This window comes from Streptomyces sp. W16 (assembly GCF_033194735.1).
In the GTDB taxonomy this organism is placed as follows: Bacteria; Actinomycetota; Actinomycetes; order Streptomycetales; family Streptomycetaceae; genus Streptomyces.
In genome coordinates, this window is the sequence record NZ_JAWOAI010000022.1 from 12,727 (window position 1) to 39,145 (window position 26,419).

Genomic DNA, 26,419 nt, shown 5'->3' on the forward strand with positions numbered 1-26,419 from the left:
AAACATTCATGTACGGACGAGTTGTCGGCGCCGGCACGACCGGCGCCGGTGGCGCCACACTGGCCGCGACGGGCCTGTGGCTGAACAGCATGGCGATGATGGTGGCGGCGACCACGCTGGTGGCGGCGGGTATGGCGCTCTACAAGCTGGCGCCGCGGGCGCGCCGCCGCTGAACTCGCTGATGCTTCCCCGTTTCAGGCGTTCTGGCTGCGCTGTTCGTTCAGGTCGTCCATGCCTGCCAGGACGAGGGGGAGACGGTCCGCCCCGCCATCGGTGAGGCGGACCGGGACGCCCCAGTCCTGCTGGTGGACATGGCAGGCGGGGTATTCGTTGGAGGGGTCGTCGTCGCAGGAGGCGGCCATCGCGGAGACGTGCAACACGCCTTCCGCGACAGCCTCGTTGAGGGTCAGGGTGCGGTTCAGGTCCGTACCCGCGCCCTCACCGCCGACGAGCAGCTCGGGCGGGGTCGCTGAGACGAGCAGCCGGGTCGAGGGGCCGTACCGGGTGTCGAGCTTCTGTCCGGCCGGGGCCCGGAAGATGACGTCCAACTTCAGCTCGCCCGGGGCGACTTCGGTGGCCGCGCGCTGGGTGCGATGGGCGACGGACGCGACCCGCACCGCCTCCTCCGGGAGCCGCAGCCGGGTCAGCCGGTGCCGGGCCGACTCGACGACCAGGATCTCGTCACCGACGAGCACGGCGTCGCTCGGCTCCCTCAAGTCCGTGGCCAGCGTGGTGACTTCGCCGGTCGCGGGGTCGTAGCGGCGCAGGGCGTGGTTGTACGTGTCGCTGATGGCGACCGAGCCGTCCGGGAGCGCGGTGACGCCCAACGGGTGCTGGAGCAGCGCATGTTCGGCCGCTCCGTCACGATGCCCGAAATCGAAGAGACCGGTGCCGACGGCGGTGTGGACGGCCCCGTCGAGGTCCACCCAGCGCAGGGCGGACGTCTCGGAGTCGGCCACCCACAGCCGGTCGGCAGCGGCGGCGAGCCCGGAGGGCTGCGCGAACCAGGCCTCGGGGCCGGGGCCGTCGACGAGCCCTTCGTTGGTGGTGCCTGCGGTGACGGCGACGGTGCCCTCGGCGGAGCCGAAGGCCTGGGAGCTGCCCTCGGCCGGGTCGTAGGCCCAGAGTTGGTGCACACCGGCCATGGCGATCCACAGCCTGCCCTGCCACCAGGCCACGTCCCAGGGGGACGAGAGGCTGACCTCGCGGGCGGGGCCCGAGGTGGGCTCGCCCTGCATCCACTGCCGGCCGGTGCCCGCGAGGGTGGTCACGGCACCGGTGGCGAGGTCGAGCCGTCGTAGCGCGTGGTTCACGGTGTCGGCGACGACGACGGAACCGTCCTCGATGAGCGCGAGCCCCTGAGGCTCGTTGAAGCTCGCGGAGTCGGCCGGACCGTCACCGAACCCGCGCGCCCCGGATCCGATCCGCCGTACGACGCTCTCCCCGTCCGCCGCCAGCTCGACCAGCTGGTGCCGGGTCGTGTCGCTGACCAGGAAGTTCCCGGAGGGCAGGGCCAACGCCTTGCCGGGGAAACGGAGCACGGTGGGCTCGGGCTCCGGCGGCACGTACGGTCCGTCGCCGCGCCGGAGCGTGCCCTTCGCCGCGTGCTCGGTCTCCAGCTCCGCCACCAGCCGCTCGATGGCGTGCGCGTGCCCCTCGCCCGCGTGCTGCGCGACGACGTACCCCTCCGGGTCGATCACGACAAGCGTCGGCCACGCGCGGACGGCGTACTGCTTCCAGGTGGCCAACTCCGGGTCGTCCAGCACCGGATGCTCGACGCGGTACCGCTCGACCGCTTCCACGACGGCCTGATGCTCGGCCTCGTGCACGAACTTCGGCGAGTGCACCCCGATGATCACGACCGTGTCCCGGTGCTTCTCCTCCAGCTCACGGAGTTCGTCGAGGACGTGCAGGCAGTTGATGCAACAGAAGGTCCAAAAATCAACAATCACGATGCGTCCTCGAAGCTCCGCGAGACCGAGCTTCTTGTCACCTATGTTGATCCAGCCGCCCTTACCGATCAGCTCGGGGGCGCGGACACGCACGCGCTTGCTCATGCATCAAGGGTGCCACTGTCGGCCCTCCGTACAACGCGCACCCCGATGCGGCTGCCACCGCTCAGACGGTCAGGCCGGGGTCGAAGTATCCCTGCGTTCGGAACAGACCCGTGAACGTTCCGAGGGTGTTCAACTCTGTTTTCACACACCGACGTTGGATGCCCTCGCCCCCTGCGCGCAGCCGATGCCCTGGAATCGATCACGGTTCGGAGCTGGCGGAAATGCCCGGGTTGACCGTATCGAAGTAGACCGTGTCCGTGCCTGGATCGAGATAGAACGCGCCGGAGTACGTCCCGCCCGTCATGTCACGGTCGAAGGAATCGCTTCGGACCCACGTTGCGCCCTTGGGTACGAACTCGGCGAGTTCCTCCGGGAGTTGGACTGGGTTCTCGGGCTGAAAGCTCCGCTGCGGTGCCCCCGTGATGGCGGCGACGGCACCTGCTCTCAACTGGGCAGTTCCCACCATACGAACATCGGTGGGGCCCGGAACGGACACCCTCGAATCGGTGCCCAGTGCGGTGCCGAGCCAGTGCGCGCCGGACAGCGGGCCGAGCCCAGCGAACCGACGCTCCAGAGGCTCCAGGTCGGTCCGGACCTTGGCGTCATCTGTGCCCTTCGCAGTCGGCGTACACGCCGCAAACACCGTCACCGCGCCGAGTGCGAGCATCCCCCGACGTCCAAGACCCGCCATGCCACCCACAGGCCACCTCCCCGGAGCTCCCACAGCCCACACCTGATCGTAGCCGTCGACTCGCCGCCTCATCCCTTGGAATCGATCATCTGGGCGAGGGCGGCTACGGCCGATGTGATCAGCGCACGGGCGGGGGCGCCGTAGACGGCCAGTGCTGCCAGTTCCGCAAATGTCTCTGCATACATGCCTACCTCGCTGGGCTGCGTGATCGTGAGGTAGCCGGAGATCAATTCGACGTTGACATGTGCTGTGTCGTAGATCCAGAACCCTTCGGCCGGCCAGCGCTCCCGGTCCGGCCCCATGGGTACAACTCCCAAGCTGACATTGGGAAGCGAGGCGACTGAGATCAGGTGGGCAAGCTGTCCGGTCATGACTTCAGCGCCGCCGATCCCGGAGCGCAGCACCGACTCCTCAACGAGAAACGCGAACCGTCGATCACCTTCGTACAAGACGCGCTGTCGTTCCATGCGCGGCAAGTGCGCTTCCTGTGCTTGCTTGAGCCCGGCCCGTTCCATGCGTCGCCAACCGACCCACATGCCCTCAGCCGTCCGCAGCACGGCAATGAGGTCTTCCGTCTGATCCTCGGCACCGCACGCCCGGCACCATGCCCGGATGCATTCGGCGGACGGAGGTGTACGGGCGTTCATGATCCGGGACGACTTGGAACGGCTCCACGCGCAGCGCTCGGCAAGGTCGAGTCCGGACAGGCCGGCATCCCGGCATCCCGGCAGAGTTCCGCGAGGCGATCCGCGAGAGCCTGCCGGGCCTGCTGAGCACTGGATGACGCAGAAAGAGCCATGGCGCGCGTTCGTCAGTCCGGCCGGTACTCCGCGTGGTAAATGGCCTTCTCCCACGCTGCCTCGTACGCGGTTGCGTACTGCTCCGCCAAGGCCGGATCGTGGCGCACTTCCATCCGCTCTCCGGTCCACTGCCCATCACCGCTGAAGTGATGGAGGATCAGCGTTTCCCTGTCCACCACCCAGCCGTCAAGCGCGGGGAGCAAGAGGCCGTGGGCCTGCGAGCGGGGTAGCGAACGCGCAGCCGTCGCATGGACACGCCCCGGCCGGTTGTCTCGGCCCCCACGTCCAGCCAGGAGCGTCACCAGGACTCACGGTCGGCCGGGTCGTACCGATGGCCCTCCTGCCAGCGGATGAACTCCGGGTCGTCACGCATGTAGCTGTCCCGCATCTCAAGGTGCATCGCGGAACGTCGGTCGAGTGGCCGGGCACGGAGCCGACTTCCTGTGCCAGCCGAACGGTCTCCTCGTCGGCGGTCCATGACTGGATGATCAGGTCTCCGGTGGCGTGAGCCAACGCAAGGGGGAGTCCGGTCATGGTGATGCCGGGCGCCGTACGGGCAGCTCTGCGGGCAGGTCGAACCACACCCCCTTGCCCTCCGGGTGCGGTTGCCCGCCGTACGGGATGTCCGGGCCGTGTCCCCAGCGGCCTTCGGTGAGGGCGTCCACCAGGAACAGACCCCGGCCACCGCCTCGTTCACCCGGTTCTGCCGTCAACTCCCTTATCACCGGCGGGTTCTCGTCCCCGTCGTACACCACGACCCGCAGCCGCCCCGCTTCCACCGCCAGCCACAGCACCGTGCCGTCACCGCCCTTCGCGTGGACGCAGGCGTTGGTGACGAGTTCCGAGGTGCAGAGGATCGCGTCGTCGACCAGGGCGCGGTCCAGCTCCAGCGTGCGCAGGACGGTGGCGACGAAGTCGCGGGCGATGTGGGGGGAGGTGTCGAGGGGTGGGCAGATCAGGGTGTACGAGGGCATGGGGCATCAACTCCGTTGAGGTGATGGGGGTTTGTGCGAGCCCGGGCTCGTTGCTGTCCGGCGCCCCGGTGTCGACGGTCGGGGTGGCGCTTCCAACGGGCGGTGGGCGTGCGGGAGTTGCGGATGGGTGACCACTTGGGCACCCTCCGTGAGTACAGTGACGACAGTAGCGTGAAACATTGAGACGCCTCAACGTTTCAGGCAAACTCGGCGTCGACTCACGAGGAGGACAGATGTCCGCACGGCCCACCCCAACAGCACGCCAAGCCCGGCTGGGGGCAGAACTTCGCAAGCTGCGCGAGGCGGCGGGCGTCCCGAACCGGCAGGCCGCCGCAGAACTGGACACCAGCCCAACCCAGATCAGCCACATCGAGTCCGGTCGGTTCGGTCTCAGCGAGGAACGACTGCGCAGAATGGCCGAGTTCTACGACTGTGCCGATCCTGCACTCGTAAACGCCCTTGTCGAGATGGCGGTGTACCGGACCGGCAACTGGTGGGACGAATACCGAGGTGTGATGCCCCGTCAGGCTCTCGATCTGGCCGAGTTGGAGCACGATGCCACGTACGTCCGCGCGTTCGAGATGGTTCACATCCCCGGAGTCCTCCAGACCGAGGACCACGTACGCGCTGCCTCACTGTTCGTGGATCCGAGTCTTCCCATGGAGGAGCTGGAGACCCGCGTCTCTTTCCGCATGCGCCGACAGCAGGTACTGGAGTCGGGTACGCCCTACGACATCGTCGTCCACGAAGCGGCATTGCGGATGTGTGTCGGGGGATCCAAGGTCGCCCGCAATCAGCTCGGACATCTCCTCCACGCAGCCGACCGAGAGACAGTGACCCTTCGCGTCATCCCGTTCAGCCCCGAAGGCTTTGCCGGGGCGGGTCTTCCCATGCAGTACGTTGGCGGGATCGTCCCCCAACTCGACACCGTGCAGATCGACACGTCGCATGGCGCCGAGTTCATCGACGCGACGGCTCGGCTGAATCGCTGCCGAACCCGCTTCGAGAGCATCGACAGCGCAGCACTACCGCACGATGCTTCTCTTGACCTCGTCCAGCGCATCGCCCAGGAACTCTGAAGGAACACCCGTGCCCGAAGCCCTCCACTGGCAGAAGTCGTCGTTCTCCACAGGCGACGCCGATAACAACTGCCTGGAGATAGCCACCTCCCCCACCACCCTCCACCTCCGCGAGAGCGACGAGCCCGCCACGCTCCTCACCCCCACCCCCACCGCCCTGAACGCCCTACTCACCGCGCTGAAGGGTCAGTTCAAGGTGTGACCCCTCGTCGCGTCCACATGAGCCGGGATCTCCTCGTGCTGGTCGCCGACCGTTGACGTGCCCGTCGGTTCGAGGACAAGGATCTCGGACGGGACGGGGGCATAGGGCTTGTGTTGCGTGCCGCGCGGGACCGTGAAGACGGAGCCCTTGGGGAGGACGACCACGCGCTCCCCCGCCAACTCGCGGAGCGCAATGTGCAGTTCGCCGGACAGGACCAGGAAGAACTCGTCGGTGTGGTCGTGGGTGTGCCAGAGGTGTTCGCCCTCGACCTTGGCGACACGTACGTCGTAGTCGTTGACGGTGGTAACGATGCGGGGGCTCCACTGGTCGGTGAAGGAGGCGAGGGCGGCGGTGAGGGAGATGGGTTCCATGCGGTCAGCGTGCGCGGTGTCGTACCCGGCGTACGAGTGCTAGGAATCGCACATGCCGCAAGGATCCTCTCAGCGTCCTCCGTCGCGGCCCCACCGGGTCGCCGTGATCGTCGACGAGGGCACCAACCCCTTCGAAGTGGGCGTCGCCACCGAGCTGTTCGGGCTGCCCCGGCCCGAACTGGGGCTCTCCGGGCCGCTGTACGAGGTGCTGGTGTGCACGCCCGCGCGTGAGGTGCGGATGAACCACGGGTTCTTCGCCCTCACCGGAGCACACGGTCTCGACGCGGTGGACACGGCGGACACCCTCGTCGTGCCGGGGCGGCCCGACAACGTCGTACCGCGCGGTGGTGACGTCCTCGACGCGATCCGGCGTGCCCACGCGCGCGGGGCCCGTGTCATGAGCCTGTGCACCGGCAGCTTCGCGCTCGCCGAGGCGGGGCTGCTGGACGGGCGCCGGGCCACCACGCACTGGATGTGGGCCGACCGTTTCCGCGCGCTGCACCCGCGCGTGCGGCTCGAACCGGACGTCCTCTTTGTGGACGACGGCGACATCCTCACCGCCGCGGGCAGCGCCGCCGCGCTCGACCTCGGCCTGCATGTCGTACGGCGGGACCACGGCGCCGAGATCGCCAACGCGGTGTCCCGGAGGCTCGTCTTCGCGGCTCATCGGGACGGCGGGCAGCGGCAGTTCGTGGAGCGGCCGTTGCCCGATGTGCCCGACGAGTCGCTCGCGCCGCTGCTCGCGTGGGCGCAGGAGCGGCTGGGGGAACCGTTGGCGGTGGCCGAGTTGGCGGCCCGTGCGGCCGTCTCCCCCGCCACCCTGCACCGGCGGTTCAGGGCGCAGCTCGGGACGACTCCGCTGGCCTGGCTGACCGGGGAGCGGGTGGCGCTGGCGTGCCGGCTGATCGAGCGCGGGGAGGAGCGGCTCGACGTGGTGGCCGCGAGGTGTGGTCTCGGGACCGGTGCGAACCTGCGGGCGCGGCTGCGGCGGGAGACCGGATTGAGCCCGTCGGCCTATCGGCGGCGTTTCGGACCGGCTGCCGGGGAAGCCGTAGAGGCATGAGATTCCTCGTACGCGATCGGATCCTCGGCTTCGGTGAGGATTACTGGATCGAGGACCAGCACGGCAACAAGGTGTTCCTGGTCGACGGCAAGGCCATGCGGATCAGGGACACGTTCGAGTTGAAGGACACGCACGGGCGCGTGCTCATCGACATCCACAAGAAGATGCTCGCCCTGCGCGACACGATGGTGATCGAACGGGACGGCGAGCCCCTCGCGACCATCAGGCGGAAGCGGTTCTCGCTGCTGCGCAACCACTATCGGGTGTCCCTGGTGGACGGCACCGAACTCGACGTCAGCGGCAAGATCCTGGACCGCGAGTTCGGCGTCGACTACGACGGTGAGCTGCTCGCGCAGATCTCCCGGCGCTGGCTGCACATCCGGGAGACGTACGGCGTCGACATCGTCCGGGAGGACGCGGACGCGGCGCTGCTGATCGCGGTGGCGGTGTGCGTGATCCACCTCGCGGAGAAGGAGCGGGAGGACTAGGGGACGGACGGACCGGGGAGCGGGAGGACCGGGGAGCGGGAGGACCGGGGAGCGGGAGGACCGGGGAACCGGGGTCGGCCGGTTCCGCCGGTCAGTGCGCGCGCTTCGGAGGCTCCAGGCCCAGCACCCGGTCCTTCAGTGCCGGGAACTGTTCGCGCGTCACGGCCACCCTCGCCGGGTCGAACTCCACCGTGAGGACCTCCTCGCCGGCGCCCGCCTCCGCCAGGACCTCGCCCCAGGGATCCACCACGATCGAGTGACCGGCCTGGGGAACTCCTGCGTGCGTACCGGCCGTTCCGCATGCGAGGACGTACGACTGGTTCTCGACCGCGCGGGCCTTGGCGAGGAGGGTCCAGTGGGAGCGGCGGCGTTCGGGCCAGCCCGCGGGGAGGACGAGGGTCTCGGCGCCGGCGTCGACGAGGCCGCGGAAGAGTTCGGGGAAACGGAGGTCGTAGCAGGTGCCGAGACCGATGACCGTCTGGGGCAGACGGACCGTCACCAGCTCGCTGCCCGCGCCCATCAGCACGGCCTCGCCCTTGTCGAAGCCGAAGCGGTGGATCTTGCGGTAGGCGGCGGCCAGTTCACCGGAGGGGGAGAAGACCAGGGACGTGTTGTAGAGGGGGCCTTCAGGGTCTCGTTCGGGGATCGAGCCCGCGTGCAGCCAGACGCCCGCGTCGCTCGCCGCCTTGGCCATCGCCTCGTAGGTCGGCCCCTCCAGCGGCTCGGCCTCGGTGCCGAACAACTCGTAGGCGAACGCGCCCGTGGTCCACAGCTCCGGCAGAACGACCAGATCGGCACCCGCCTGTTCGCGGACGAGAGAGCCCATCCGAACCCGACGAGATTCGACCGATTCGCCCTCTTCTACGGCGATCTGGATGAGAGAGGCGCGCACACTACCACCGTCCTGGCATTCGAGCCGTTCACACGGGCCTACGATCGTCACACGAAAGCACTGCCGGGGTGCCTCACAGCAGCGTAACTTAGCGTTCCAAGACGCCCGCCGACAGCCACCTCCCGCTGGCAACGACGCCTGCCACCCGACCTGTACCGACCTGTACCGACCGCCGAGGGGTCCCGTTCCGTGAGTCTGCATCCCACTCTCCAGCCCTACGCCGACGCCTGGACCCACTCCATCGAAGCGATATCCGAGCTGGTGAACCCCCTCGTGGAGGGAGAGTGGAACCGGCGAACGCCGTGCCCGGGCTGGTCGGTGCGTGACGTGGTCTCGCACGTCATCGGGCTGGACAACGAGATGCTCGGCGACCCGCGCCCCATCCACACCCTCCCGCGCGACCTCTACCACGTCACCAACGAGCACCAGCGGTACATGGAGATGCAGGTCGACGTGCGCCGCCACCACACGGCACCGGAGATGACGTCGGAGCTGGAGTACACGATCATCCGGCGCAACCGGCAGCTGCGGAACGAGTCGCGGGAGCCCGGTACGAAGGTGCGCGGCCATGTCAGCACCGAGGTCACGCTCGAACAGTCCATGCGCAACCACGCGTTCAACGTGTGGGTGCACGAGCAGGATCTGCGCGCCGCCCTCGGCCGCCCCGGGAACCTCGACTCGCCGGGCGCGCACATCGCCCGTGACGTGCTGCTCGCCGAGCTGCCCCGTGTCGTCGCCGACGACGCGGGCGCACCGCGCAGTTCTGCGGTCGTCTTCGACGTGCACGGTCCGATCGAGTTCCTCCGTACGATCCGCGTCGACATCCAGGGCCGCGGCACCCTGGAGACGGCCCCCGCGCTCGGCCCCGCCGCCACCCTGATCCTCGACTGGGAGACGTACGTCCGGCTGGCCTGCGGGCGGGTCTCCCTCGAATCGGTGACGGACCGCGTCAAGGCGGACGGCGATCCGGAGCTCGCGGCGTCGATACTGCGGAACTTCACGGTCACGAAGTAGCAAGCACGGTGCAGCGGGGGCGGGTTGTGAGCAAGCAGGCGGGTGGGTTGGTGTCACGCGGGCACGTGCACCGTCTCCACCCGGCTCGCCACCAGCCGCTCGCGCTCGCGGCGGGCCGCCCTGCGCCGTAGCCGGAGGATCTGGCTGACGCCGACCGCCTGGAGCAGGAAGACCACCGAGAAGGCGATCGAGTAGTTGTCGCCGGTCGCATCGAGCAGCACGCCGACCGCGAACAGGGTCGTCATCGAGGCCACGAAACCACCCATGTTGGTGATTCCGGAGGCGGTGCCCTGACGCTCCGGCGGGTTGGCCGGGCGGGCGAAGTCGAAGCCGAGCATCGACGCGGGCCCGCAGGAGCCGAGCACCGTGCACAGCACGATCAGCAGCCACATCGGCGCGTGCTCGCCGGGGTAGACGAGGACGACCGCCCAGATGAACGCCGTCGCGCCGACCGTGCCCAGTGCCAGCGGCAGCCGTGCCGTGTGATGCCGGGCGACGATCTGGCCGTAGACCAGGCCGACCACCATGTTGGACAGCACGACGAGGGTGAGGAGTTCGCCGGCGGTGGCGCGGGACAGGCCCTGGGCCTGGACCAGGAACGGCAGGCCCCACAGGAGCAGGAACACCATCGCCGGGAACTGGGTGGTGAAGTGCACCCACAGGCCGAGGCGGGTGCCCGGTTCGCGCCAGGAGGCGGCGATCTGCCGGCGGACGTAGGCCGCGCCCCGGTGCGGGAAGGGCTCCGGTTCGTGGCCCTCGGGGTGGTCCTTCAGGAACAGCAGCAGCAGAACGAGGACTACGACCCCGGCGAGCGCGCTGCCCGCGAAGGCGGCCGTCCAGCCGACGCCGTGCAGCAGCCGGGCGATCACCAGGGTGGAGACGAGATTCCCGGCCATCCCGGCCAGACCCGCGAGCTGGGCGACCATCGGTCCGCGCCGGGCCGGGAACCAGCGGGTGCCGAGCCGCAGCACGCTGATGAACGTCATCGCGTCGCCGCAGCCGAGCAGCGCGCGGGAGGCGAGGGCGGTGCCGTAGGAGGGGGAGAAGGCGAAGCCGAGCTGGCCGGCGGTGAAGAGGACCACCCCGATGGTCAGCACCTTCTTGGTGCCGAGGCTGTCGACGAGCAGGCCGACGGGTATCTGCATGCCCGCGTAGACCAGGAGTTGGAGGATCGAGAAGGTGGAGAGCGCCGAGGCGTTGACGTGGAAACGCTCGGCGGCGTCGAGGCCGGCGACCCCGAGGGACGTACGGAAGATGACGGCGACGAAGTAGACGGAGACGCCGATGCCCCACACGGCCATGGCGCGACGGCCACCGGGCGGATCACCGGGCAGCGAGAGAGCGGAACTGGAACTGCTACTGCTACCGCTACTGCCGCTCATCGGACCTCGCCCCGAGCCAGGTGGGAGAACCAGTCGACGTGCTGGTGGACGATTTCCGCCGCCGCCTCGGCGTCACCGGTGCGCAGCGCGCCGAGAATCGCCTCGTGCTCGGTGAGCGTCTTGGCGATGCGGTCGGGGTGCGAGTGCATGATGGCGACGCCCATCCGCAGCTGCCGGTCGCGGAGTTGGTCGTAGAGGCGGGAGAGGATCTCGTTGCCGCCGCTGCGGACGATCTCGGCGTGGAAGCAGCGGTCGGTGACGGCGGCACCGGCCAGGTCCCCCGCGGCGGCCTGTTCCTTCTGCCGCGCGAGGAGTTCTTCGAGCCGCGCGATGAGGGTCGGTGACGCCGGTACGACCTTGCGGACCGCGTGCTGCTCGACCAGCATCCGGGTCTCCACCACGTCCGCGATCTCCTGCGAGGAGACGGGCAGGACGAGGGCGCCCTTCTTCGGATAGAGCTTGATCAACCCTTCGACCTCAAGCCGCAGCAGCGCCTCGCGCACGGGTGTCCGGGAGACCCCGACGGCCTCGGCGAGCTCGCCCTCGGTGAGGAGGGTGCCGCCCTCGTAACGCCGGTCCAGGACACCCTGTTTGACGTGGGCGTAGACGCGGTCGGCGGCGGGTGGCTGCTTGACGGCGGGCGACGGAGCGGAGGAGGCGGAACCGGCGGCGACGAGGGACGGGGACGACATGAGGACAGCATAGATACAACACGTACGCATGAGGACGGGCGTCCAGGATGCGGACGGAAGCAGAGGGAACCAGAGGGAAGCAGAGGAAACCAACGGGAACCAACGGGGGACGGGGGTACGTCTACGACGATGCGTCTGTGGCGTGAGTTTCCGCGGCCGGTTCCCGGGGGCGTTTCACACATTCGGGGAACCCGGCCCAGCAACCGCACAACCTTCTGTGCTACTTACGTGTCACACACGTGCGGCCCTTCTCTTTCCCCCCTCCAACTGGGCCGCTCCTCAGGGGCATTCAACGTATTCGGGGTACCTCAGTTGATTACTGCCATTACCGGCATCAAGGGCAGCCGCTTCCGCAGAGCCGCCGCGGTCACCGTGACCGCAGGCGCCGTGCTCGCGACCGGCGCCCTGACCGCGGCACCCGCGCAGGCCGTCACGAAGCCGACGATCGTGGCCGCGGGCGGCTATGTGATGAACAACGCCACCGGCAAGACGCTCTACACGAAGGCCGCGGACACCAAGCGGTCGACGGGCTCCACCACGAAGATCATGACCGCGAAGGTCGTGCTCTCGCAGTCGAATCTCAACCTCGACGCCAAGGTCACCATCGTGAAGGCGTACAGCGACTACATCGTCGCCAACACCGCCTCCTCCGCCCACCTGATCGTCGGCGACAAGGTCACCGTCCGTCAGCTGCTCTACGGCCTGATGCTGCCGTCGGGCTGCGACGCGGCGTACGCGCTGGCCGACAAGTTCGGCTCCGGCTCGACGCGGGCCGCGCGCGTGAAGTCGTTCATCGCGAAGATGAACTCGACGGCGAAGTCGCTCGGCCTGACGAACACGAAGTTCGACTCGTTCGACGGCATCGGCAACGGCAGCAACTACTCGACGCCGCGCGACCTGACGAAGCTCGCCAGCAACGTGATGAAGAACGCCACGTTCAAGACGGTCGTCAAGACGAAGTCGTACAAGGCCAAGACGATCACGAAGACCGGCAGCACCCGCACGATGACTGCCTGGACCAACACCAACACCCTGCTCAGCAGCTACAGCGGCACGATCGGCGTGAAGACCGGCTCCGGCCCCGAGGCCAAGTACTGCCTCGTCTTCGCCGCCACCCGCAACGGCAAGACGGTCATCGGCACGGTCCTCGCGTCGTCCTCCGTCCCGCAGCGCGCGACGGACGCGACGAAGCTCCTGAACTACGGCTTCGCGACGCTCTGACACACCGACACGTTCTTCGGGGGCCTGCCGCATGCCAGCGGCGGGTCCCTTTGTCGTACGGCGGCTTGTCGTACGACTTTCTGGTACGACCGTCACGTGAGGAGTTGAGCCGGCGATGTCGGCGAACGACCGGGAGCCGGCGCAGTACTTCGCTCTTGAGGGCGCCCGAACTCTGCTGAGGCAGTACAGGGACTACGGCAAACCCGTCCCTGACGACGCCGAAGCGTGGCAGCGGGACCTGTTCCCGGTGATCCGGGGACTGTGGAACGCCGGGGAGGACGGCGGCCGGGACCTGTACGAGATCGCGGCGCAACTCCACCTGGCGGCCGACCTGTTCGCGCACGACCCGGCCGGCGGACACCCCTCCCTCACGAACTTCCCGAGGGCCGAGTCGGTGGCCCGCACGCCCGAGGTCTACCGGGCGGTGGCCGCGTATGTGGAGCGCTGGAAGGCGCCGTTCGACCGGGAAGCGCTCTTCGGAACACCCCTGACCGCCTGTGAACTCGCCCTGCGTTTCCCCAGGTTGAACCAGTTCCTGGTGAACTACTTCGGCCAGGACGGACTCGCCGTCGACGACGACATGCAGGACGCCACGTTGGAGGAGGGCCTCCACCTGGTCATCTCGGACACCCACCCGTGGTGCCCCTGGCAGCTGCCGGGCCTGATCGCCGAGTGCGCGGAGGCGCGCGCGGTGTTCCACACCGAGGAGCAGTTGGACGCGTTCTTCGGCGGGGGCGGGATGGGAGGGGGGTCGGCAGGCGAACGGTTCACCGACTTCTTCCCGATCGTCGTCAACGCGTTCACGGAGCACTTGAGGGAAGCGCACTCGCCGATGTGGGAGCGGAACTAGACGGCACCCACGTGCGCAGCGAACTCGGCCCAGGTGGTGGGGGTGAGCCGGAGCATCGGCCCATCCGTTTCCTTCGAGTCACGGACAGCGATCGTGCAGGGGACGTTGCGGGCGACTTCCACGCACTCGCCGTGCGCGTCGCCGCTGCTGTACGTGGACTTCGTGAACTCGAACTCGGACAAGGGACCTACATCTCCTTACGGACACTGTCGATGAGACTGAGGGAGTCTTGCTGCGTCAGCGCCAACCGCGTGATGCGGCTGAAGACTTCGTTGTGACGCGCTGCGTCAGCCTCGCTCTCCAGCCAGACCTTCGTCGAGAAAGTATCCGCCTGCACGAGGTCCAGGGCGCCTGGCTCCGCGAAGGAGACCACGGTGAAGGCACTGGTCATACCAGGATGAGCGCCTGCGGTGTACGGCACCACCTGGACCCGCACATTGGGCGACTGGGCCGCTCCGAGGAGGTGGTCCAACTGAGCCCGCATGATGTCCCGTCCACCGACCAACTGTCTCAACACCCCCTCGTGCAGCACCGCCCAGAGTTGCAGGGGGTGCTCGCCGGTCAGCCGCGCCTGTCGGGCGATCCTCGCCTCGACGAAGGGGCCGATCTCGTCGAGGTTCTCCCAGGTTCCGTTGCCCACCGCAAGGGCGCGGACGTAGTCCGGTGTCTGCAACAGGCCCGGGACGAAGGTCAATTGCCACATCCGGAGTTCTGTGGCGATGTCCTCCAGAGCCACATACTCCATCTGCTCCTTCAGCTGGGGATACTGATTCCACCAGCCCTGGACCTTGCGACGGTCCCGGTCCGCCTTCGCCAGGGCCAGGAGCTTGCGGATAACCGCCTCGTCGGTCTCGCCGTAGAGATGACACAGCGCCCTGACATCGGGATCACGCAACGGCACCTGCCCGCGCTCGATCTTGGCCACCTTCGTGACGGACGCCGTCAGCGCCTCGGCAGCGTGCGGCTGGCGCAGATCACACGCCTCCCGCATCCGTAGCAGCTCCCCACCGAGTCGACGCCCCAACACGGTCGTGATCGTCTTCCCCCGGTTGGGGTCCCTGCCTGCCATATCGCGTTCCCTCCCGCTGAGTCACCCCAGTCTGAGACCCGGAACCGAGCAACCACAACTCGGGGACAGCAAGCTTTCTGTCCGATTGGGTTGCTGGCTCACCTTTACAGAGGCTACCGTCAGTGCACAACAAGCCACCCAGCGAAACCAGTTGGCGGAAGTGCACCGCGCTGCCCTCACACAGCACGGCAGAGCCACCCCACCTGGCCACCGTCCCCACCGCACAAGGAGGTGCGTCCCGGTGACCGACTCCTGTCCTCCCGGATTCCCCAAGCCCCACGACCGCCGCTACGACCACTACGACGCCGTCACCTACACCCCGTACCCGATCAACATCCCCCGCGCCCGCAGACACGTCGCCCACCTCACCGCCACCTGGGGACATCCCCACTCCGCCGGCGACGCGGCGCTACTGGCAAGCGAGTTGTGCACGAACGCCCTACTGCACGGCTGCCTCCGCGACCGCCTGTTCCGCGTGGAGACGTCCGTCATCGGCAATGCCCTGCGCGTCGCGGTCACCGACCCGAGGGGAGAACGGCTCCCGTACCCCCAAACCTCCACCCCCGACGACCAGTTCGGCCGCGGCCTGCTCATCGTGCGCGCGCTGGCGACCCGTTGGGCCGTGGAGAGACTCACGGTCGGCAAGACAGTCTGGGCGGAGTTGGACATCGCGGGACTCTGAACGGCCTCGCTTCGGGGCCACTGCGAACCGTAGGATTATTGCAACAGCAAGTGACGTCTGATGCCGACGTGACGGGGGCGGAGATACGGCATGGCAGTGCCCGGAACCGGTACGAGCCAAGGCGGCGGCCCTGACCTACGAGTGACGTCCTCCGACCTCACCAAACTCGCCGGCGACCTCGACGACATGCAGGACCACCTCGACAGGCAGGTCAGACGCATGGACGCGATCGTCGACCGCATCGAGGCCAGCTGGCGCGGCCCGGCGGCGACGGCGTACCGCGAGTTCCACCGCGCGGCGACCGAGGATGCCGTACGCATCCGCGAAGTGATGAAGCTGCTGGAGCAGGCTGTCCGGATGAGCCGGGACGGCTTCTCCGCGAACGACATCGAGGTACTGGAACAGATGCGGAAGATCCAGGTGAACATCGGCAGCGAGGTCAACAAGCTGTCCACGCCCAACGTGGAGGCGACGGGCGATACGCCGACGCCACCCCGCAGCACCCTCGACTCCTTCTGATCCTTCTGAACGCGGGCCGCCAAGTACCCACCAGCCGGCCATAGTTGCCAACCGACCGATATCCAGGGGGATCATGTCGACCGGAGCTTCCGCCGACGACGACCACATAACCGTCTCCTTCGCCACGCTCCACGAACTCACCGCCGAGCTGGAGGACATCCTCAAGCAGCTCAACACCAAACTCGACGACCTCTACGACCGTGCCGAACCGGTCGTCCTGTCATGGAAGGGCGAGGCCCGCGAGGTCTTCGTCCAGAAGCTCGACGAGTGGGACCGCCCGGCGCAGGACTTGCAGGCCGCCCAGAAGTAGCTGCACGCGTACGTCACCACGGGTCACGCGAACTACTCGGCGGCGCATCGGGCGGTGCTGCGGGGTTGGGGAGCGGCCTGATGACCACGCCCTCCCCTTCGCCGTCGACCACACCCCCGGCCACTACGGGCAACGGTTCGCTGCCAGCCCCGTCGTCCGGATCCGGCGGCGCCACCCCTGCGCCTTCTCCCGGGGTCCCTCCAGGACCCGCAGGGCAAGGACCTCTCCCAGCAGGACACGGTCTCGGCGCGACAGCAACGCTCCGACGAACTGGCCGCGATGAAGCCCGCCGTGCCGGGCAGCAGTGTGGTCACCGGTTTCGACGTCCAGCCACCACACGTGTACTACGCGTCCTTCATGCTGCGGAACGCCCAGTACGACTTCGCCGACCGGGCCAAGAGCCTCGTCGACACACTCGACGGATATGAACACGCGGTGGGCTGCGGATCGGGGCCGGAGGCCTTCGCCAAGACGTACGCCGAAGTAGCAGCACTGTTCCTCGATGTGTGGGACAGGGCCACCGAGGGCGTCGGTGGCGCAGCCGTCGGCCTCACGGTGACCGCCAACAACTACGCGGAGGCGGAACACGCCACCAACATCCTGACCCCGGCGGTGGTGAAGAAGAGCCCACCCGCTGTGCTCAAGAAAGCCGGCGCGGGCGGCCCCGTCGCCGAACTCGGTTGGGGCAATGTCTCTGCCGAAGACGGCTGGGGCAACGCGATCATCGACGAGGTCTCCGGCGCGCTGAGCTGGGTCGGCGACCAGGTGATCCGCCCCGTCCTCAAGCACGCCCTGCGGCACGGGAAGGTCGCGGACATCACACCGGGCGGCGACGACGTCAACCTTCCGAAGATCGCACAGGCCTGGCGACAGGCCGGCAAGGATGCCAAGACGTCCGCGGGCAGTTTCGACGATGCGATCGCGTACATCACCAATCCCGCGTCGGGGAACGACGAGTGGCAGAGCGCGATGAGGCAGTTCTGCTCGGCGATCTGGGGGACGTCCGAGTGGGGCAAGGAGCACCACGGCTACAAGTGGGCCCACAAGGACGGTCAACAACCCGCGCTGGATGTCGTCCAGGACACCGCAAGCGCCGTCGCAGTGGCATGTGACGAGGTCAGCATCAAAGTGACGACTATCAGGTCCACGATCATCGACGTCTACAAGGACGCCGCAGCGAAGACCTTCGCCGTAAAGGGTGTCTTGGACGCACTGGAGAAGCTCAGCGAACTCCCCGAACTGGCCGCGGAGTTCATCTCCAACATCGACACCGGGCGCCTCAACCATGCTGTGGATTCATACAACCGCGAGATACACGGCCTCGCCGACGACTTGACCAAGCTCAAGCCCGCCATGGAAGAGGCGAGGAACAGTGTCCCTACCTACGCCGCCGAAGAGGCTCGTGCGGAGGCTTTCGGCGCACGCTCACTCAATGAATTCAGAGAACAGCCGCTCTATACGGTTGCGGGCGAGGACAAGGAAAATCACTTCTATCCGGTCGACCTCGCAAACCAGGAGGGCGTACACAAGAGCCACATCATCGATAAACATGTTGGGCAGACTGATGCGCAGCTCCTGAATCGACTCAGAGACCAGCCGAGCATTAATGCCGCATCCACGTTCCCCGATCTGACCGTCGCGCAAAAGGCAACGCAAGATGTGATGGATGAAATCGGCCCGACCAATAGTCCGGCAAACGCAGGAAAACCGAACGTCGGCGTAAACAACCCAGACAAGATTGAGAAGTGGCTGGCCGGGCCACGCCATGACGGATCGATGCTGAACCTGGATCCCGTGAAATTCGACTATGTGACCGGAAGAAGCATACCCAATGGCTCGACGTCTGCTCACGAAACGTATGGCGCCAAGGTCGTACTCAAATACAAGTCCGGGATCGTCCCTCCCTACGTCGTCTACACTTCCATGCCGAGCAACCCCTAGCGCCCGAGTGAGTGATCTTCCGTGACCACAGGTAGCCTGCCGAAGTGCGCAACTCGACTGTTCGACACTCGTTGGACGTGTCTGTGTCTGCTGCAGAGAAAGCACGAGGATTGGATCGTCGATCTGCTGGCTTTCACTCAGGGGAAGAACAGTGGGGAGCACATCGGAATCGAACCTTCGGAAATGTTCGACTCTGTTACGGACAGCCAGGTCCGGGAAAGCCTTCTTCCAGTCCCCCGAAAAGGCGCGGAGGATTTGCTGAAACTCCTGGCCCTTGGCTCATTCGATTCGGGCCCAAATCAGTCACTCCAGGAAGTCGATGAAGGCAGGGACAGTTGCGTGTGTGATGTTCTCGCCTCGGCCGGCGAGAACATCGATTTCTTCACCAATCATGGTCACGCCGAATACGGAGATTCAGCCGACTTCCTGACTCGCAGTTTCCACTGGAATTCTCTGGCCACCACGCTTTACGATGTATGTCTGATTGCGGTGGCAGCGGACCGTCTTCTCATCGCCTGGCGGTTCGAAGACGCCTAGGATCTATCGAATTATCCCGCTCTCACCCAGGCGAAATATCGATCGCAACCAGAGGATCGGTCCATCATGCGCACCCGCACGGCCACCTACCCCGACCGCGAAACCGCCCAATGGGCAACCCAACAGGTCGTCACCGCCAACGAGCAGGTCATCCACCGCTGGCTCGCCCAGTCCACCCGCCCCCGCCTGACCATCGAGGCGACATGGCCGTCCCGACCCGAACCGGTCGGACGGGTCCTCCTCCAGGCAATGATGCTGGCCGGACGGGAGCCCGTCGACGTCCGCGCGGCCCGGGTGATCCTGAAACGGGACGCGACCCGCCCGCACGGCTTCGCCGTCCACGCCACGTTCCCCGTCTACCTGTAGCGACCCGATCCGTAGAGGCTGATCCCGTGCCCCTGAGCCCCCTCGAACACGACCGCCGCTACGGCGAGTTGGACCAGGTGATCCGCGCCTACGCCGGGCAGCCGGCGGACGACACCCCGGACAAGCCGAGCGAGGCACTGGTCGCCTACCTCCGACACACCTGGCACACCCGCCCCTGGGCCCTCGCCGTCGCCGAGCGTCAACTCCGCGAGTACGCCGACAACCCTCCTGGCCGACTCCGCCTGCGCCTCGGCGAGTTCTACGCCATCCCGGACGTGGGACTCCCCGAAGGCGAGATCCAGCAGTGGCTGTACTGCCTCGCCGACCACGTCAAGCACAGCGTCGAGGAGGGTGAAGTCCCGCCCCCGACGACCCCCGCCACCCACTGGGAATGGCACGCCCGCTTCCCGGAACTCGGTCAGTACCTCGGCGGCTGGTTCTCCCAGGACATGCCGGACGAGTTCGACGACCACGACGCGGCGATCGACGACTACCGGGCCTCGACAGACCCGCAGCTCGTCGCCCGTCTCGCCGGCGAGCTTCACGAACTACTCGCCCTGGACATCGACGAGTCCGACTACGCCCTCGCCGTCGCCGAGTTGGGCATGGAGGTCGACCCACCGGCACCGTACTCACCCAGCGGCTGGCTCGCGCTGGTCGCCGACCGGCTGACCGCGCCACGCGCCGACTACGGGCTCCCGTCGGGCAGCGCCACGAAGTGACCCAGCTGGCCGATGAGTTGACGCATTACACGCTTCGGCGGTCCCGTGCAGTGGATTCGGGTGATCTTCCCCCGCAATCATGAACATCCTTGTATCAGCTGGCATATTCATTCGCCTCCGCCCTACGTTCCACGGCGGAGGTGGTTCACATGAACGAACCCAGCAAACGACCCGATTCCGCCGAACAGCACGAGGCGATCGACGTCAACGACTTCGTCTACGCGGCTACCGGGGCGCGCGTCCGGAGGCTGACCATGCCGGACGGGACGCACTGGTTCCCGGCTGTGGATGTCTGCAAGGAGTTGGGACACTCCAATGCCAGGAAGGCTCTCGCCGACCATGTTCCCGAGGGGTCCCGAGAAACTCTTGAGACCGTAACGAATGGTTACGGTCTCAGCGTTCCCGCAGGTCGGGAGTGGCGCCGAGACATGAATCTCATCAATCTTCAGGGGCTGCTCTTCCTCGTCAACGCCTGCACCAAGCCCTCCGCCGCGCCCTTCAAGCAGTGGGCCGTCGAAGTGATCGAGACCATCCAGCGCGAAGGCTCCTACACCCTCGAAGAAGCCGAGGTGCAGCCCGCCGACCCCGGAGCCCCCATCGCGTACGCGATGCCCGAGCAGGTCGCCGAGGCCATCGTGCGGCTGGAGGCGCACAACCTTCAGATGGACGGGGAACTCGCGATCGCACAGCGTGAATCGCTGGCGTTGCAAAGGGAGATGCTCGCCTCGCAGCGGGCGACGCTCGTCGCGCAGGAGGCCATCGCCGAGGCCATGGGACGCATCGCGGACCGGCTCGACGTGCTCGCCCTCGACCGTCCTGCGGTCGTCGACGCCCCCGTCCTCCAGCCCACCACGGAATCCGTGCTGGCCGACTGGCGGCAACGGCTGTCCGTCACGGAGGACGTGTGGACGGTGGCCGTGGTAATCGCACCGGTGCTGGTCGAGGAGGGGGAACTGCGTGAGCCGCTCGAATCGATCGCGTCGCGTACGGGGCTGACCGTACGCCGCGTCAACGAGTGTCTCCGTCTGCTGCGCCAGCACGCCTGCATCCGCTCGCGCGGCGGGGCGGAGGACGGGGCTCCGGTGTACGTGCTCAACGGGTCCTGAGACCGGGCTGAACACTCCGGAACAGCGGAGGGGGCGGTCGCAAAGCGAAGTTGCGGCCGTCCCCTCCAGACGTCCTAGGCTACCGAATCGGCGGACATCACGCCCAGGTGATCAACCGCTTCGGCTGCTCAAGAATCGCCGCCACATCCGCCAGCACCTTCGACCCCAACTCCCCGTCCACCAACCGGTGATCGAAGGACAGGGCCAGGGTCGTCACCTGACGTGGCTTCACCTTGCCCTTGTGGACCCACGGCTGGAGTTTGATCGTGCCGATCGCGAGGATCGCGGCCTCGCCGGGGTTGAGGATCGGTGTGCCGGTGTCGATGCCGAAGACGCCGACGTTGGTGATGGTGACCGTGCCACCCTGCATCGCCGCCGGGGACGTCTTGCCGTCCCGTGCCGTCGACACCAACTCGCCCAGTGACTCGGCCAGTTGGGGCAGCGTCTTCGCGTGGGCGTCCTTGATGTTCGGCACGATCAGGCCGCGTGGGGTCGCCGCCGCGATGCCGAGGTTGACGTAGTGCTTGAGGACGATCTCCTGAGCCGCCTCGTCCCAGGACGCGTTGATGTCCGGGTTGCGCTTGATGGCGACCAGCAGGGCCTTGGCGATCAGGAGCAACGGGTTCACCCGTAGGCCCTGCATCCCGTACTCGTCGGACCGCTTCAGTTCCTCGACCAGCTTCATCGTCCGCGTCACGTCCACCGTCACGAACTCCGTGACATGCGGCGCCGTGAACGCCGAGCCGACCATCGCCGCGGCCGTCATCTTCCGGACGCCCTTGACCGGGATACGAGTCTCCCGCGCCGTGTCAGCGACAGGCAGGGAAACCGCGACCGGCTCGGGTGCCTGCGCCGGAGCCACCGCCGCGTGCACGTCCTCGCGCGTGATGACGCCGTCCGGGCCCGACGGAGTCACCGTCGCCAGGTCCACGCCCAGGTCCTTCGCCAGCTTGCGCACCGGCGGCTTCGCCAGCGGTCGGGACTGTACGACCGCGCCACTGGCGTGCCCGTTGAGCTCCGCCTGCACCGCCGCCGACGCCTCCTGGGCCGGGATCTCCGCGCCCTTGCGGGGGCGGCGCTTCGTGGCGGACGTGGAGACGCCGTAGCCCACCAGAACCGGCGTGCGGGCCGGTGCCGCGGGCTTCGCCTCCTCCTGTACGGGAGGAGCGGCCGGGGTCTCCTCGGGAGCCGCACCGCCTCCCGCCACCGCCACCGCGATGATCGACGTGCCCACCGCCACCGTCGTCCCCTCGGGGAAGCGGAGTTCGTGGACCACACCGTCGTACGGGATGGGGAGTTCCACCGCCGCCTTCGCCGTCTCCACCTCGCAGACGACCTGGCCGTCGGTGACGGTGTCGCCGGGCTGGACGTACCACTTGAGGATCTCGGCCTCGGTGAGGCCCTCGCCCACGTCCGGCATCTTGAACTCGCGTACGGACGCTTCTGTCATCGTCGTCACGACCCTCTCCTCAGTACGCCAGAGCGCGGTCGACGGCGTCGAGCACCCGGTCCAGGCTCGGCAGGTACTCCTCCTCCAGGCGGGCCGGCGGGTACGGGGCGTGATAGCCGCCCACGCGGAGCACCGGGGCCTCCAGGTGGTAGAAGCAGCGCTCGGTGATGCGGGCCGCGATCTCGGCGCCGGAGCCGAAGAACACCGGCGCCTCATGGACCACGACCAGGCGGCGCGTCTTCTGGACCGAGGCCTGGATCGCGTCGAAGTCCAGCGGGGACACCGAGCGCAGATCCAGGATCTCCAGCGACTTGCCCTCCTCGGCCGCCGCGTCGGCGACCTCCTGGCAGAGCTTCACCATCGGGCCGTAGGCGGCGAGGGTCAGGGCCGTGCCCTCGCGGACCACGCGGGCCTTGTGCAGGGGGTCGGGGATGGCCTCCGTGTTGACCTCGCCCTTGTCCCAGTAGCGCCGTTTCGGTTCGAAGAAGATCACCGGGTCGTCGCTCTGGATGGCCTGCTGCATCATCCAGTAGGCGTCCGACGCGTTCGAAGGGCTGACGATCTTCAGGCCGGCGACGTGGGCGAACAGGGCCTCGGGGGACTCCGAGTGGTGTTCGACCGCGCCGATTCCGCCGCCGTAGGGGATACGCACGACGACCGGGAGTTTGACCTTGCCCAGGGAGCGGGCGTGCATCTTGGCGAGCTGGGTGACGATCTGGTCGTAGGCCGGGAAGACGAAGCCGTCGAACTGGATCTCCACGACCGGGCGGTAGCCGCGCAGGGCCAGACCGATGGCGGTGCCCACGATGCCCGACTCGGCGAGCGGGGTGTCGACCACCCTGCTCTCGCCGAAGTCCTTCTGGAGGCCGTCCGTGACACGGAAGACGCCGCCGAGCTTGCCGACGTCCTCGCCCATGATGAGGACCTTGGGGTCGGACTCCAGGGCGGCGCGCAGCGATTCGTTGATCGCCTTGGCCAGCGGCAGGTTCTTGGTTGTCGCGGTCTCCGCCATGTCACTTACCCCCTTCTTCGTCCGCGAACGACGCCTGGTAGGCGGCGAACTGGGCCCTCTCCTCGTCGACGAGCGCGTGCCCGTCCGCGTACACGTGCTCGAAGAGTGCGAACCGGTCCGGGTCCGGCATGGCACGGACCGCTTCGCGTACTCGCCTGCCCAACGTCTCGCTCTCGGCTTCGAGTTCCGCGAAGAATCCCTCGTCCGCGTGGTTTGAGGCTTCGAGACACCGGCGCAGCCGCAGGATCGGGTCCTTCGCCTCCCACGACTCGCGCTCCTCGTCGGCCCGGTACTTCGTCGGGTCGTCGGAGGTGGTGTGCGCGCCCATGCGGTAGGTGTACGCCTCGACGAGCGTCGGGCCCTCGCCGCTGCGGGCCCGCTCCAGCGCCCACTTGGTGACCGCGAGGCAGGCCAGGACGTCGTTGCCGTCGACGCGGACGCCCGGGAAGCCGTAGCCCTGCGCGCGCTGGTAGAGCGGGACGCGGGTCTGCTTCTCGGTGGGCTCGGAGATGGCCCACTGGTTGTTCTGGCAGAAGAACACGACCGGGGCGTTGTAGACCGCGGAGAAGGTGAACGACTCGGCGACGTCGCCCTGGCTGGAGGCGCCGTCCCCGAAGTACGCGATGACGGCGCTGTCGGCGCCGTCCATGGTCACGCCCATCGCGTAGCCGGTGGCGTGCAGCGTCTGCGAGCCGATGACGATCGTGTACAGGTGGAAGTTGTTGGTGGTGGGGTCCCAGCCGCCGTGGTTGACGCCCCGGAACATGCCGAGCAGGTTGGTCGGGTCGACCCCGCGGCACCAGGCGACGCCGTGCTCGCGGTAGGTCGGGAAGACGTAGTCGTCCTCGCGGGTGGCCCGCCCGGAGCCGATCTGGGCGGCCTCCTGGCCGAGCAGCGAGGCCCACAGGCCCAGCTCGCCCTGGCGCTGCAGGGCGGTGGCCTCGGCGTCGAAGCGGCGGGTGAGCACCATGTCGCGGTACAGGCCGCGGAGCTCATCGGGGGTGATGCCGGCGACGTACTTGTCGTACGGGGCGGTCTTGCTGTTCTTGACTCGCTTGCCCTCGGGCGTCAGCAGCTGGACGAGGTCCGGGTCGGCGCCCTTGGCCTTGCTTCCGGCGCTGCGTCGCGGCTTGCGCGTGGCAGTGCTCTCCACGGTCACGTGTGCTCCTCCGTCGGTCCGGCTCCCCGGGTTCGCCGGGTGCCAGTGCGGCTCACCTGCGCCCCACGGACGCACAGGGTGGGTGCGGTTCGTCGGGAGCAGGCGTGACAGGTGCCCCGGCGAGCGCCCTGCAACAGGCACGTTACCCAGTGCTCCACAATTCTGTGAAACCCCTCCTGACCTGCGATTTTGCTTGGATTTCCAAGTAAATCGCGAAAGTCGGGAACAAGTCCTGGTCACAGCCTTGCAGGGGGCCGGAACAACGGCACGTTATCCCGGTCACCTCGGGCACGGGAAGAGGCCGCGTGTGAGACTTGCGGCGTGCGTGAAGACGGAAAAATCAGCGTATTCCTCCTCGATGACCACGAAGTGGTACGCAGAGGTGTCCACGAGTTGCTCTCCGTGGAGGGCGACATCGAGGTGGTCGGTGAGGCCGGCACGGCGGCCGACGCGCTGGTGCGGATCCCGGCCGTGCGCCCCGATGTCGCGATCCTGGACGTACGGCTCCCGGACGGCAGCGGGGTCGAGGTGTGCCGGGAGATCCGCGCCCGGGACGACTCGGTGAAGTGCCTGATGCTGACCTCGTTCTCGGACGACGAGGCCCTGTTCGACGCGATCATGGCGGGCGCCTCCGGGTACGTCCTGAAGGCCATCCGGGGCGGCGAACTGCTGAGTGCCGTACGGGATGTCGCGGCCGGAAAGTCGCTGCTGGACCCGGTGGCGACCGCCCGGGTCCTGGAGCGGCTGCGCAATGGCGGCGCCAAGCCGGACGACCGTTTCGACGGGCTCACCGACCAGGAGCGCAGGATTCTCGACCTGATCGGGGAGGGGCTCACCAACCGGGTGATCGGCGAGCGGCTGCACCTCGCGGAGAAGACCATCAAGAACTACGTGTCCAGTCTGCTTTCCAAACTCGGTATGGAGCGGCGCTCGCAGGCGGCGGCCTACGTGGCCCGCAGACAGGCCGAGCGGCAGCGCGATTAGGGACCAAAGACCTCTCCCCGGGGAGGCCTGTTTCGCCGACAGTGGTCACATGTCCGAGGACGCACAGCCGGCCATCGCCCTGCTCGCCCGCACCGACCACGGCAGGGTGGCGACCACCTTGCGGGCGCTGCCCTTCCTGGCCTTCGCCGGCCACATCGTCCAGGACGGCCGGCTGCTGCTGCGCATGCCCCGGAGCTTCGGCCACCACCACGCGTGCGTGGGCAGCGTCGTCGCCTACGGGGCCGACAACCTGGACTCGGCAGGCCCGGGCGAGGAGCTGTGGTCCGTGCAGGTGATCGGCACGTGCGAGCCCCACGAGCCGACAACGGACCAGGTCGAACGTTTCGGCCCGGCCCGGGACGCGATGGTGTACCTGCGCATCGAGCCGCGGCTCGGCACCGTGCACTCGGTGGACGGCGGTCTGGAACGGCACTTCGGGCCCACCCTGTGACCGAAAGCGACCACCGACGACCGACCGGTGACTTTCTGTGACAAACCGCAGCTCACGGGCCCGCCCCGTGCCCTAGCATCGGCCGCGTGCCGCCCTTACGTGTACCACCCCCCGTGCCCCACGCGCCCCCGCTGGGCGCCCTCCTCCGCCAGTACGCCGCCGGGTCAGCCGTCACCTGCGAACCCGTCGAACAGGGCCTCCTGAACCGCGGCTACCGGCTCCGCACCACCCGGGGCAGCTACTTCCTCAAGCACCACTTCGACCCCGAGACCGCGGACCCGGCGGCGATCGCCCGCCAGCACGCCGCGACCCGGCGCCTGGCCGACCTCGGCGTC

The 26,419-nt window shown here is 67.8% G+C and carries 31 protein-coding genes and 2 pseudogenes; 19 read left to right on the top strand and 14 right to left on the bottom strand.

Going from position 1 to position 26,419, the window contains the following annotated elements:
* The first annotated feature begins 8 nt into the window (after positions 1-8).
* Positions 9-173, top strand: coding sequence for a hypothetical protein (locus R6V09_RS04965; protein ID WP_019055237.1), 165 nt, complete (start codon positions 9-11; stop codon positions 171-173).
* Between the two features lie 21 nt (positions 174-194).
* Here R6V09_RS04965 and R6V09_RS04970 read toward each other — a convergent pair whose 3' ends face one another.
* From R6V09_RS04970 to R6V09_RS04990, 5 genes and pseudogenes are all read right to left on the bottom strand, one after another.
* Complete coding sequence (locus R6V09_RS04970) at positions 195-2,057, bottom strand: NHL domain-containing thioredoxin family protein (protein WP_317880101.1); 1,863 nt, start codon at positions 2,055-2,057, stop codon at positions 195-197.
* A gap of 199 nt (positions 2,058-2,256) precedes the next feature.
* Positions 2,257-2,724: a hypothetical protein gene (locus R6V09_RS04975; RefSeq protein WP_317880102.1), complete on the bottom strand. Its 468-nt coding sequence runs from the start codon at positions 2,722-2,724 to the stop codon at positions 2,257-2,259.
* Positions 2,725-2,816: 92 nt separating this feature from the next.
* Positions 2,817-3,547, bottom strand: a pseudogene (locus tag R6V09_RS04980) (Scr1 family TA system antitoxin-like transcriptional regulator).
* Positions 3,548-3,559: 12 nt separating this feature from the next.
* Positions 3,560-3,850 (bottom strand): DUF6879 family protein, encoded by a 291-nt coding sequence (locus R6V09_RS04985; RefSeq protein ID WP_442809977.1) that lies wholly within the window; start codon positions 3,848-3,850, stop codon positions 3,560-3,562.
* Between the two features lie 228 nt (positions 3,851-4,078).
* Positions 4,079-4,522, bottom strand: coding sequence for an ATP-binding protein (locus tag R6V09_RS04990; protein WP_317880103.1), 444 nt, complete (start codon positions 4,520-4,522; stop codon positions 4,079-4,081).
* A 233-nt stretch (positions 4,523-4,755) separates the two neighbouring features.
* Here R6V09_RS04990 and R6V09_RS04995 point away from each other — a divergent pair, with 233 nt between their 5' ends.
* A complete protein-coding gene (locus tag R6V09_RS04995) occupies positions 4,756-5,601 on the top strand; it encodes a Scr1 family TA system antitoxin-like transcriptional regulator (RefSeq protein ID WP_317880104.1) in 846 nt (281 codons plus the stop codon).
* 10 nt (positions 5,602-5,611) lie between these two features.
* Complete coding sequence (locus R6V09_RS05000; protein ID WP_317880105.1) at positions 5,612-5,803, top strand: DUF397 domain-containing protein; 192 nt, start codon at positions 5,612-5,614, stop codon at positions 5,801-5,803.
* On the opposite strand, the gene R6V09_RS05005 is transcribed toward R6V09_RS05000, so the two are convergent.
* Positions 5,788-6,174: a cupin domain-containing protein gene (locus tag R6V09_RS05005; RefSeq protein WP_317880106.1), complete on the bottom strand. Its 387-nt coding sequence runs from the start codon at positions 6,172-6,174 to the stop codon at positions 5,788-5,790. The genes R6V09_RS05000 and R6V09_RS05005 overlap by 16 nt on opposite strands.
* Positions 6,175-6,226: 52 nt before the next feature.
* On the opposite strand from R6V09_RS05005, the gene R6V09_RS05010 reads away from it, so the two are divergent.
* Together R6V09_RS05010 and R6V09_RS05015 are read left to right on the top strand one after the other, a co-directional pair.
* Positions 6,227-7,237: a GlxA family transcriptional regulator gene (locus R6V09_RS05010; protein WP_317880107.1), complete on the top strand. Its 1,011-nt coding sequence runs from the start codon at positions 6,227-6,229 to the stop codon at positions 7,235-7,237.
* On the top strand, positions 7,234-7,725 hold the full coding sequence (locus R6V09_RS05015) for an LURP-one-related/scramblase family protein (protein ID WP_200712920.1): 492 nt from the start codon (positions 7,234-7,236) through the stop codon (positions 7,723-7,725). Before R6V09_RS05010 ends, R6V09_RS05015 begins: the two co-directional genes overlap by 4 nt.
* Positions 7,726-7,816: 91 nt before the next feature.
* Here R6V09_RS05015 and R6V09_RS05020 read toward each other — a convergent pair whose 3' ends face one another.
* Complete coding sequence (locus R6V09_RS05020) at positions 7,817-8,617, bottom strand: carbon-nitrogen family hydrolase (RefSeq protein WP_317880108.1); 801 nt, start codon at positions 8,615-8,617, stop codon at positions 7,817-7,819.
* A gap of 189 nt (positions 8,618-8,806) precedes the next feature.
* Between R6V09_RS05020 and R6V09_RS05025 the strand changes: the two genes are divergently transcribed.
* Entirely contained in the window at positions 8,807-9,631 is an 825-nt protein-coding gene (locus tag R6V09_RS05025; protein ID WP_317880109.1) for a maleylpyruvate isomerase family mycothiol-dependent enzyme, read from the top strand.
* Positions 9,632-9,684: 53 nt separating this feature from the next.
* Here the strand turns inward: R6V09_RS05025 and R6V09_RS05030 are convergent, their stop codons facing one another.
* Complete coding sequence (locus tag R6V09_RS05030) at positions 9,685-11,013, bottom strand: MFS transporter (RefSeq protein ID WP_317880110.1); 1,329 nt, start codon at positions 11,011-11,013, stop codon at positions 9,685-9,687.
* Positions 11,010-11,705: a GntR family transcriptional regulator gene (locus tag R6V09_RS05035; protein ID WP_317880111.1), complete on the bottom strand. Its 696-nt coding sequence runs from the start codon at positions 11,703-11,705 to the stop codon at positions 11,010-11,012. Before R6V09_RS05035 ends, R6V09_RS05030 begins: the two co-directional genes overlap by 4 nt.
* 312 nt (positions 11,706-12,017) lie before the next feature.
* Between R6V09_RS05035 and R6V09_RS05040 the strand changes: the two genes are divergently transcribed.
* Positions 12,018-12,926, top strand: a complete 909-nt coding sequence (locus R6V09_RS05040; protein WP_317880112.1) for a D-alanyl-D-alanine carboxypeptidase family protein — start codon at positions 12,018-12,020, stop codon at positions 12,924-12,926.
* 115 nt (positions 12,927-13,041) lie between these two features.
* Entirely contained in the window at positions 13,042-13,776 is a 735-nt protein-coding gene (locus R6V09_RS05045; RefSeq protein ID WP_317880113.1) for a hypothetical protein, read from the top strand.
* On the opposite strand, the gene R6V09_RS05050 is transcribed toward R6V09_RS05045, so the two are convergent.
* Positions 13,773-13,958, bottom strand: a complete 186-nt coding sequence (locus R6V09_RS05050) for a DUF397 domain-containing protein (RefSeq protein WP_317880114.1) — start codon at positions 13,956-13,958, stop codon at positions 13,773-13,775. The genes R6V09_RS05045 and R6V09_RS05050 overlap by 4 nt on opposite strands.
* Before the next feature lie 5 nt (positions 13,959-13,963).
* Positions 13,964-14,845, bottom strand: a complete 882-nt coding sequence (locus R6V09_RS05055; protein ID WP_317880115.1) for a helix-turn-helix domain-containing protein — start codon at positions 14,843-14,845, stop codon at positions 13,964-13,966.
* Positions 14,846-15,086: 241 nt separating this feature from the next.
* On the opposite strand from R6V09_RS05055, the gene R6V09_RS05060 reads away from it, so the two are divergent.
* The 8 genes and pseudogenes from R6V09_RS05060 (at position 15,087) to R6V09_RS05095 (ending at position 21,028) form a co-directional block, all read left to right on the top strand.
* On the top strand, positions 15,087-15,527 hold the full coding sequence (locus R6V09_RS05060; RefSeq protein WP_317880116.1) for an ATP-binding protein: 441 nt from the start codon (positions 15,087-15,089) through the stop codon (positions 15,525-15,527).
* Between the two features lie 90 nt (positions 15,528-15,617).
* On the top strand, positions 15,618-16,046 hold the full coding sequence (locus R6V09_RS05065) for a WXG100 family type VII secretion target (protein ID WP_317880117.1): 429 nt from the start codon (positions 15,618-15,620) through the stop codon (positions 16,044-16,046).
* Between the two features lie 73 nt (positions 16,047-16,119).
* Positions 16,120-16,437, top strand: a pseudogene (locus R6V09_RS05070) (WXG100 family type VII secretion target).
* 198 nt (positions 16,438-16,635) lie between these two features.
* A complete protein-coding gene (locus R6V09_RS05075; protein ID WP_317880118.1) occupies positions 16,636-18,297 on the top strand; it encodes an RNase A-like domain-containing protein in 1,662 nt (553 codons plus the stop codon).
* 21 nt (positions 18,298-18,318) lie between these two features.
* A complete protein-coding gene (locus R6V09_RS05080) occupies positions 18,319-18,834 on the top strand; it encodes a hypothetical protein (protein ID WP_317880119.1) in 516 nt (171 codons plus the stop codon).
* 66 nt (positions 18,835-18,900) lie between these two features.
* The gene (locus tag R6V09_RS05085) at positions 18,901-19,200 is read left to right on the top strand and encodes an RNase A-like domain-containing protein (protein WP_317880120.1); all 300 of its coding nucleotides are present in this window, start codon (positions 18,901-18,903) and stop codon (positions 19,198-19,200) included.
* A gap of 26 nt (positions 19,201-19,226) precedes the next feature.
* Complete coding sequence (locus tag R6V09_RS05090) at positions 19,227-19,922, top strand: contact-dependent growth inhibition system immunity protein (protein ID WP_317880121.1); 696 nt, start codon at positions 19,227-19,229, stop codon at positions 19,920-19,922.
* A gap of 149 nt (positions 19,923-20,071) precedes the next feature.
* Positions 20,072-21,028: a BRO-N domain-containing protein gene (locus tag R6V09_RS05095; protein ID WP_317880122.1), complete on the top strand. Its 957-nt coding sequence runs from the start codon at positions 20,072-20,074 to the stop codon at positions 21,026-21,028.
* Between the two features lie 97 nt (positions 21,029-21,125).
* Here the strand turns inward: R6V09_RS05095 and R6V09_RS05100 are convergent, their stop codons facing one another.
* From R6V09_RS05100 to pdhA, 3 genes are read right to left on the bottom strand one after another with little or no spacing between them, the layout of a single operon-like run.
* Positions 21,126-22,487 carry a dihydrolipoamide acetyltransferase family protein gene (locus R6V09_RS05100; RefSeq protein WP_317880123.1) on the bottom strand — a complete coding sequence of 454 codons (1,362 nt, stop codon included), beginning with the start codon at positions 22,485-22,487 and terminating at the stop codon, positions 21,126-21,128.
* A 10-nt stretch (positions 22,488-22,497) separates the two neighbouring features.
* Positions 22,498-23,490, bottom strand: a complete 993-nt coding sequence (locus R6V09_RS05105) for an alpha-ketoacid dehydrogenase subunit beta (RefSeq protein WP_317880124.1) — start codon at positions 23,488-23,490, stop codon at positions 22,498-22,500.
* A 1-nt stretch (position 23,491) separates the two neighbouring features.
* Entirely contained in the window at positions 23,492-24,649 is a 1,158-nt protein-coding gene (pdhA, locus tag R6V09_RS05110) for a pyruvate dehydrogenase (acetyl-transferring) E1 component subunit alpha (RefSeq protein ID WP_317880125.1), read from the bottom strand.
* Positions 24,650-24,970: 321 nt separating this feature from the next.
* Between pdhA and R6V09_RS05115 the strand changes: the two genes are divergently transcribed.
* From R6V09_RS05115 to R6V09_RS05125, 3 genes are all read left to right on the top strand, one after another.
* Positions 24,971-25,633, top strand: a complete 663-nt coding sequence (locus R6V09_RS05115) for a response regulator transcription factor (protein ID WP_317880126.1) — start codon at positions 24,971-24,973, stop codon at positions 25,631-25,633.
* Between the two features lie 49 nt (positions 25,634-25,682).
* Positions 25,683-26,084: a pyridoxamine 5'-phosphate oxidase family protein gene (locus tag R6V09_RS05120; RefSeq protein ID WP_317880127.1), complete on the top strand. Its 402-nt coding sequence runs from the start codon at positions 25,683-25,685 to the stop codon at positions 26,082-26,084.
* Positions 26,085-26,197: 113 nt separating this feature from the next.
* A partial coding sequence (locus R6V09_RS05125) for a phosphotransferase (RefSeq protein WP_317880128.1) occupies positions 26,198-26,419 on the top strand: 222 nt, incomplete at its 3' end.

Coding starts and splice junctions, on each gene's coding strand:
- R6V09_RS04970 (WP_317880101.1), bottom strand. CDS start 2,057: ATGAGCAAGCGCGTGCGTGTCCGCGCCCCCGAGCTGATCGGTAAGGGC.
- R6V09_RS05010 (WP_317880107.1), top strand. CDS start 6,227: ATGCCGCAAGGATCCTCTCAGCGTCCTCCGTCGCGGCCCCACCGGGTC.
- R6V09_RS05045 (WP_317880113.1), top strand. CDS start 13,042: ATGTCGGCGAACGACCGGGAGCCGGCGCAGTACTTCGCTCTTGAGGGC.
- R6V09_RS04990 (WP_317880103.1), bottom strand. CDS start 4,522: ATGCCCTCGTACACCCTGATCTGCCCACCCCTCGACACCTCCCCCCAC.
- R6V09_RS05105 (WP_317880124.1), bottom strand. CDS start 23,490: ATGGCGGAGACCGCGACAACCAAGAACCTGCCGCTGGCCAAGGCGATC.
- R6V09_RS05075 (WP_317880118.1), top strand. CDS start 16,636: ATGAAGCCCGCCGTGCCGGGCAGCAGTGTGGTCACCGGTTTCGACGTC.
- R6V09_RS05005 (WP_317880106.1), bottom strand. CDS start 6,174: ATGGAACCCATCTCCCTCACCGCCGCCCTCGCCTCCTTCACCGACCAG.
- R6V09_RS05035 (WP_317880111.1), bottom strand. CDS start 11,705: ATGTCGTCCCCGTCCCTCGTCGCCGCCGGTTCCGCCTCCTCCGCTCCG.
- R6V09_RS05120 (WP_317880127.1), top strand. CDS start 25,683: ATGTCCGAGGACGCACAGCCGGCCATCGCCCTGCTCGCCCGCACCGAC.
- R6V09_RS05065 (WP_317880117.1), top strand. CDS start 15,618: ATGGCAGTGCCCGGAACCGGTACGAGCCAAGGCGGCGGCCCTGACCTA.
- R6V09_RS05095 (WP_317880122.1), top strand. CDS start 20,072: ATGAACGAACCCAGCAAACGACCCGATTCCGCCGAACAGCACGAGGCG.
- R6V09_RS04995 (WP_317880104.1), top strand. CDS start 4,756: ATGTCCGCACGGCCCACCCCAACAGCACGCCAAGCCCGGCTGGGGGCA.
- R6V09_RS05055 (WP_317880115.1), bottom strand. CDS start 14,845: ATGGCAGGCAGGGACCCCAACCGGGGGAAGACGATCACGACCGTGTTG.
- R6V09_RS05015 (WP_200712920.1), top strand. CDS start 7,234: ATGAGATTCCTCGTACGCGATCGGATCCTCGGCTTCGGTGAGGATTAC.
- R6V09_RS04965 (WP_019055237.1), top strand. CDS start 9: ATGTACGGACGAGTTGTCGGCGCCGGCACGACCGGCGCCGGTGGCGCC.
- R6V09_RS04975 (WP_317880102.1), bottom strand. CDS start 2,724: ATGCTCGCACTCGGCGCGGTGACGGTGTTTGCGGCGTGTACGCCGACT.
- R6V09_RS05085 (WP_317880120.1), top strand. CDS start 18,901: ATGCGCACCCGCACGGCCACCTACCCCGACCGCGAAACCGCCCAATGG.
- R6V09_RS05030 (WP_317880110.1), bottom strand. CDS start 11,013: ATGAGCGGCAGTAGCGGTAGCAGTAGCAGTTCCAGTTCCGCTCTCTCG.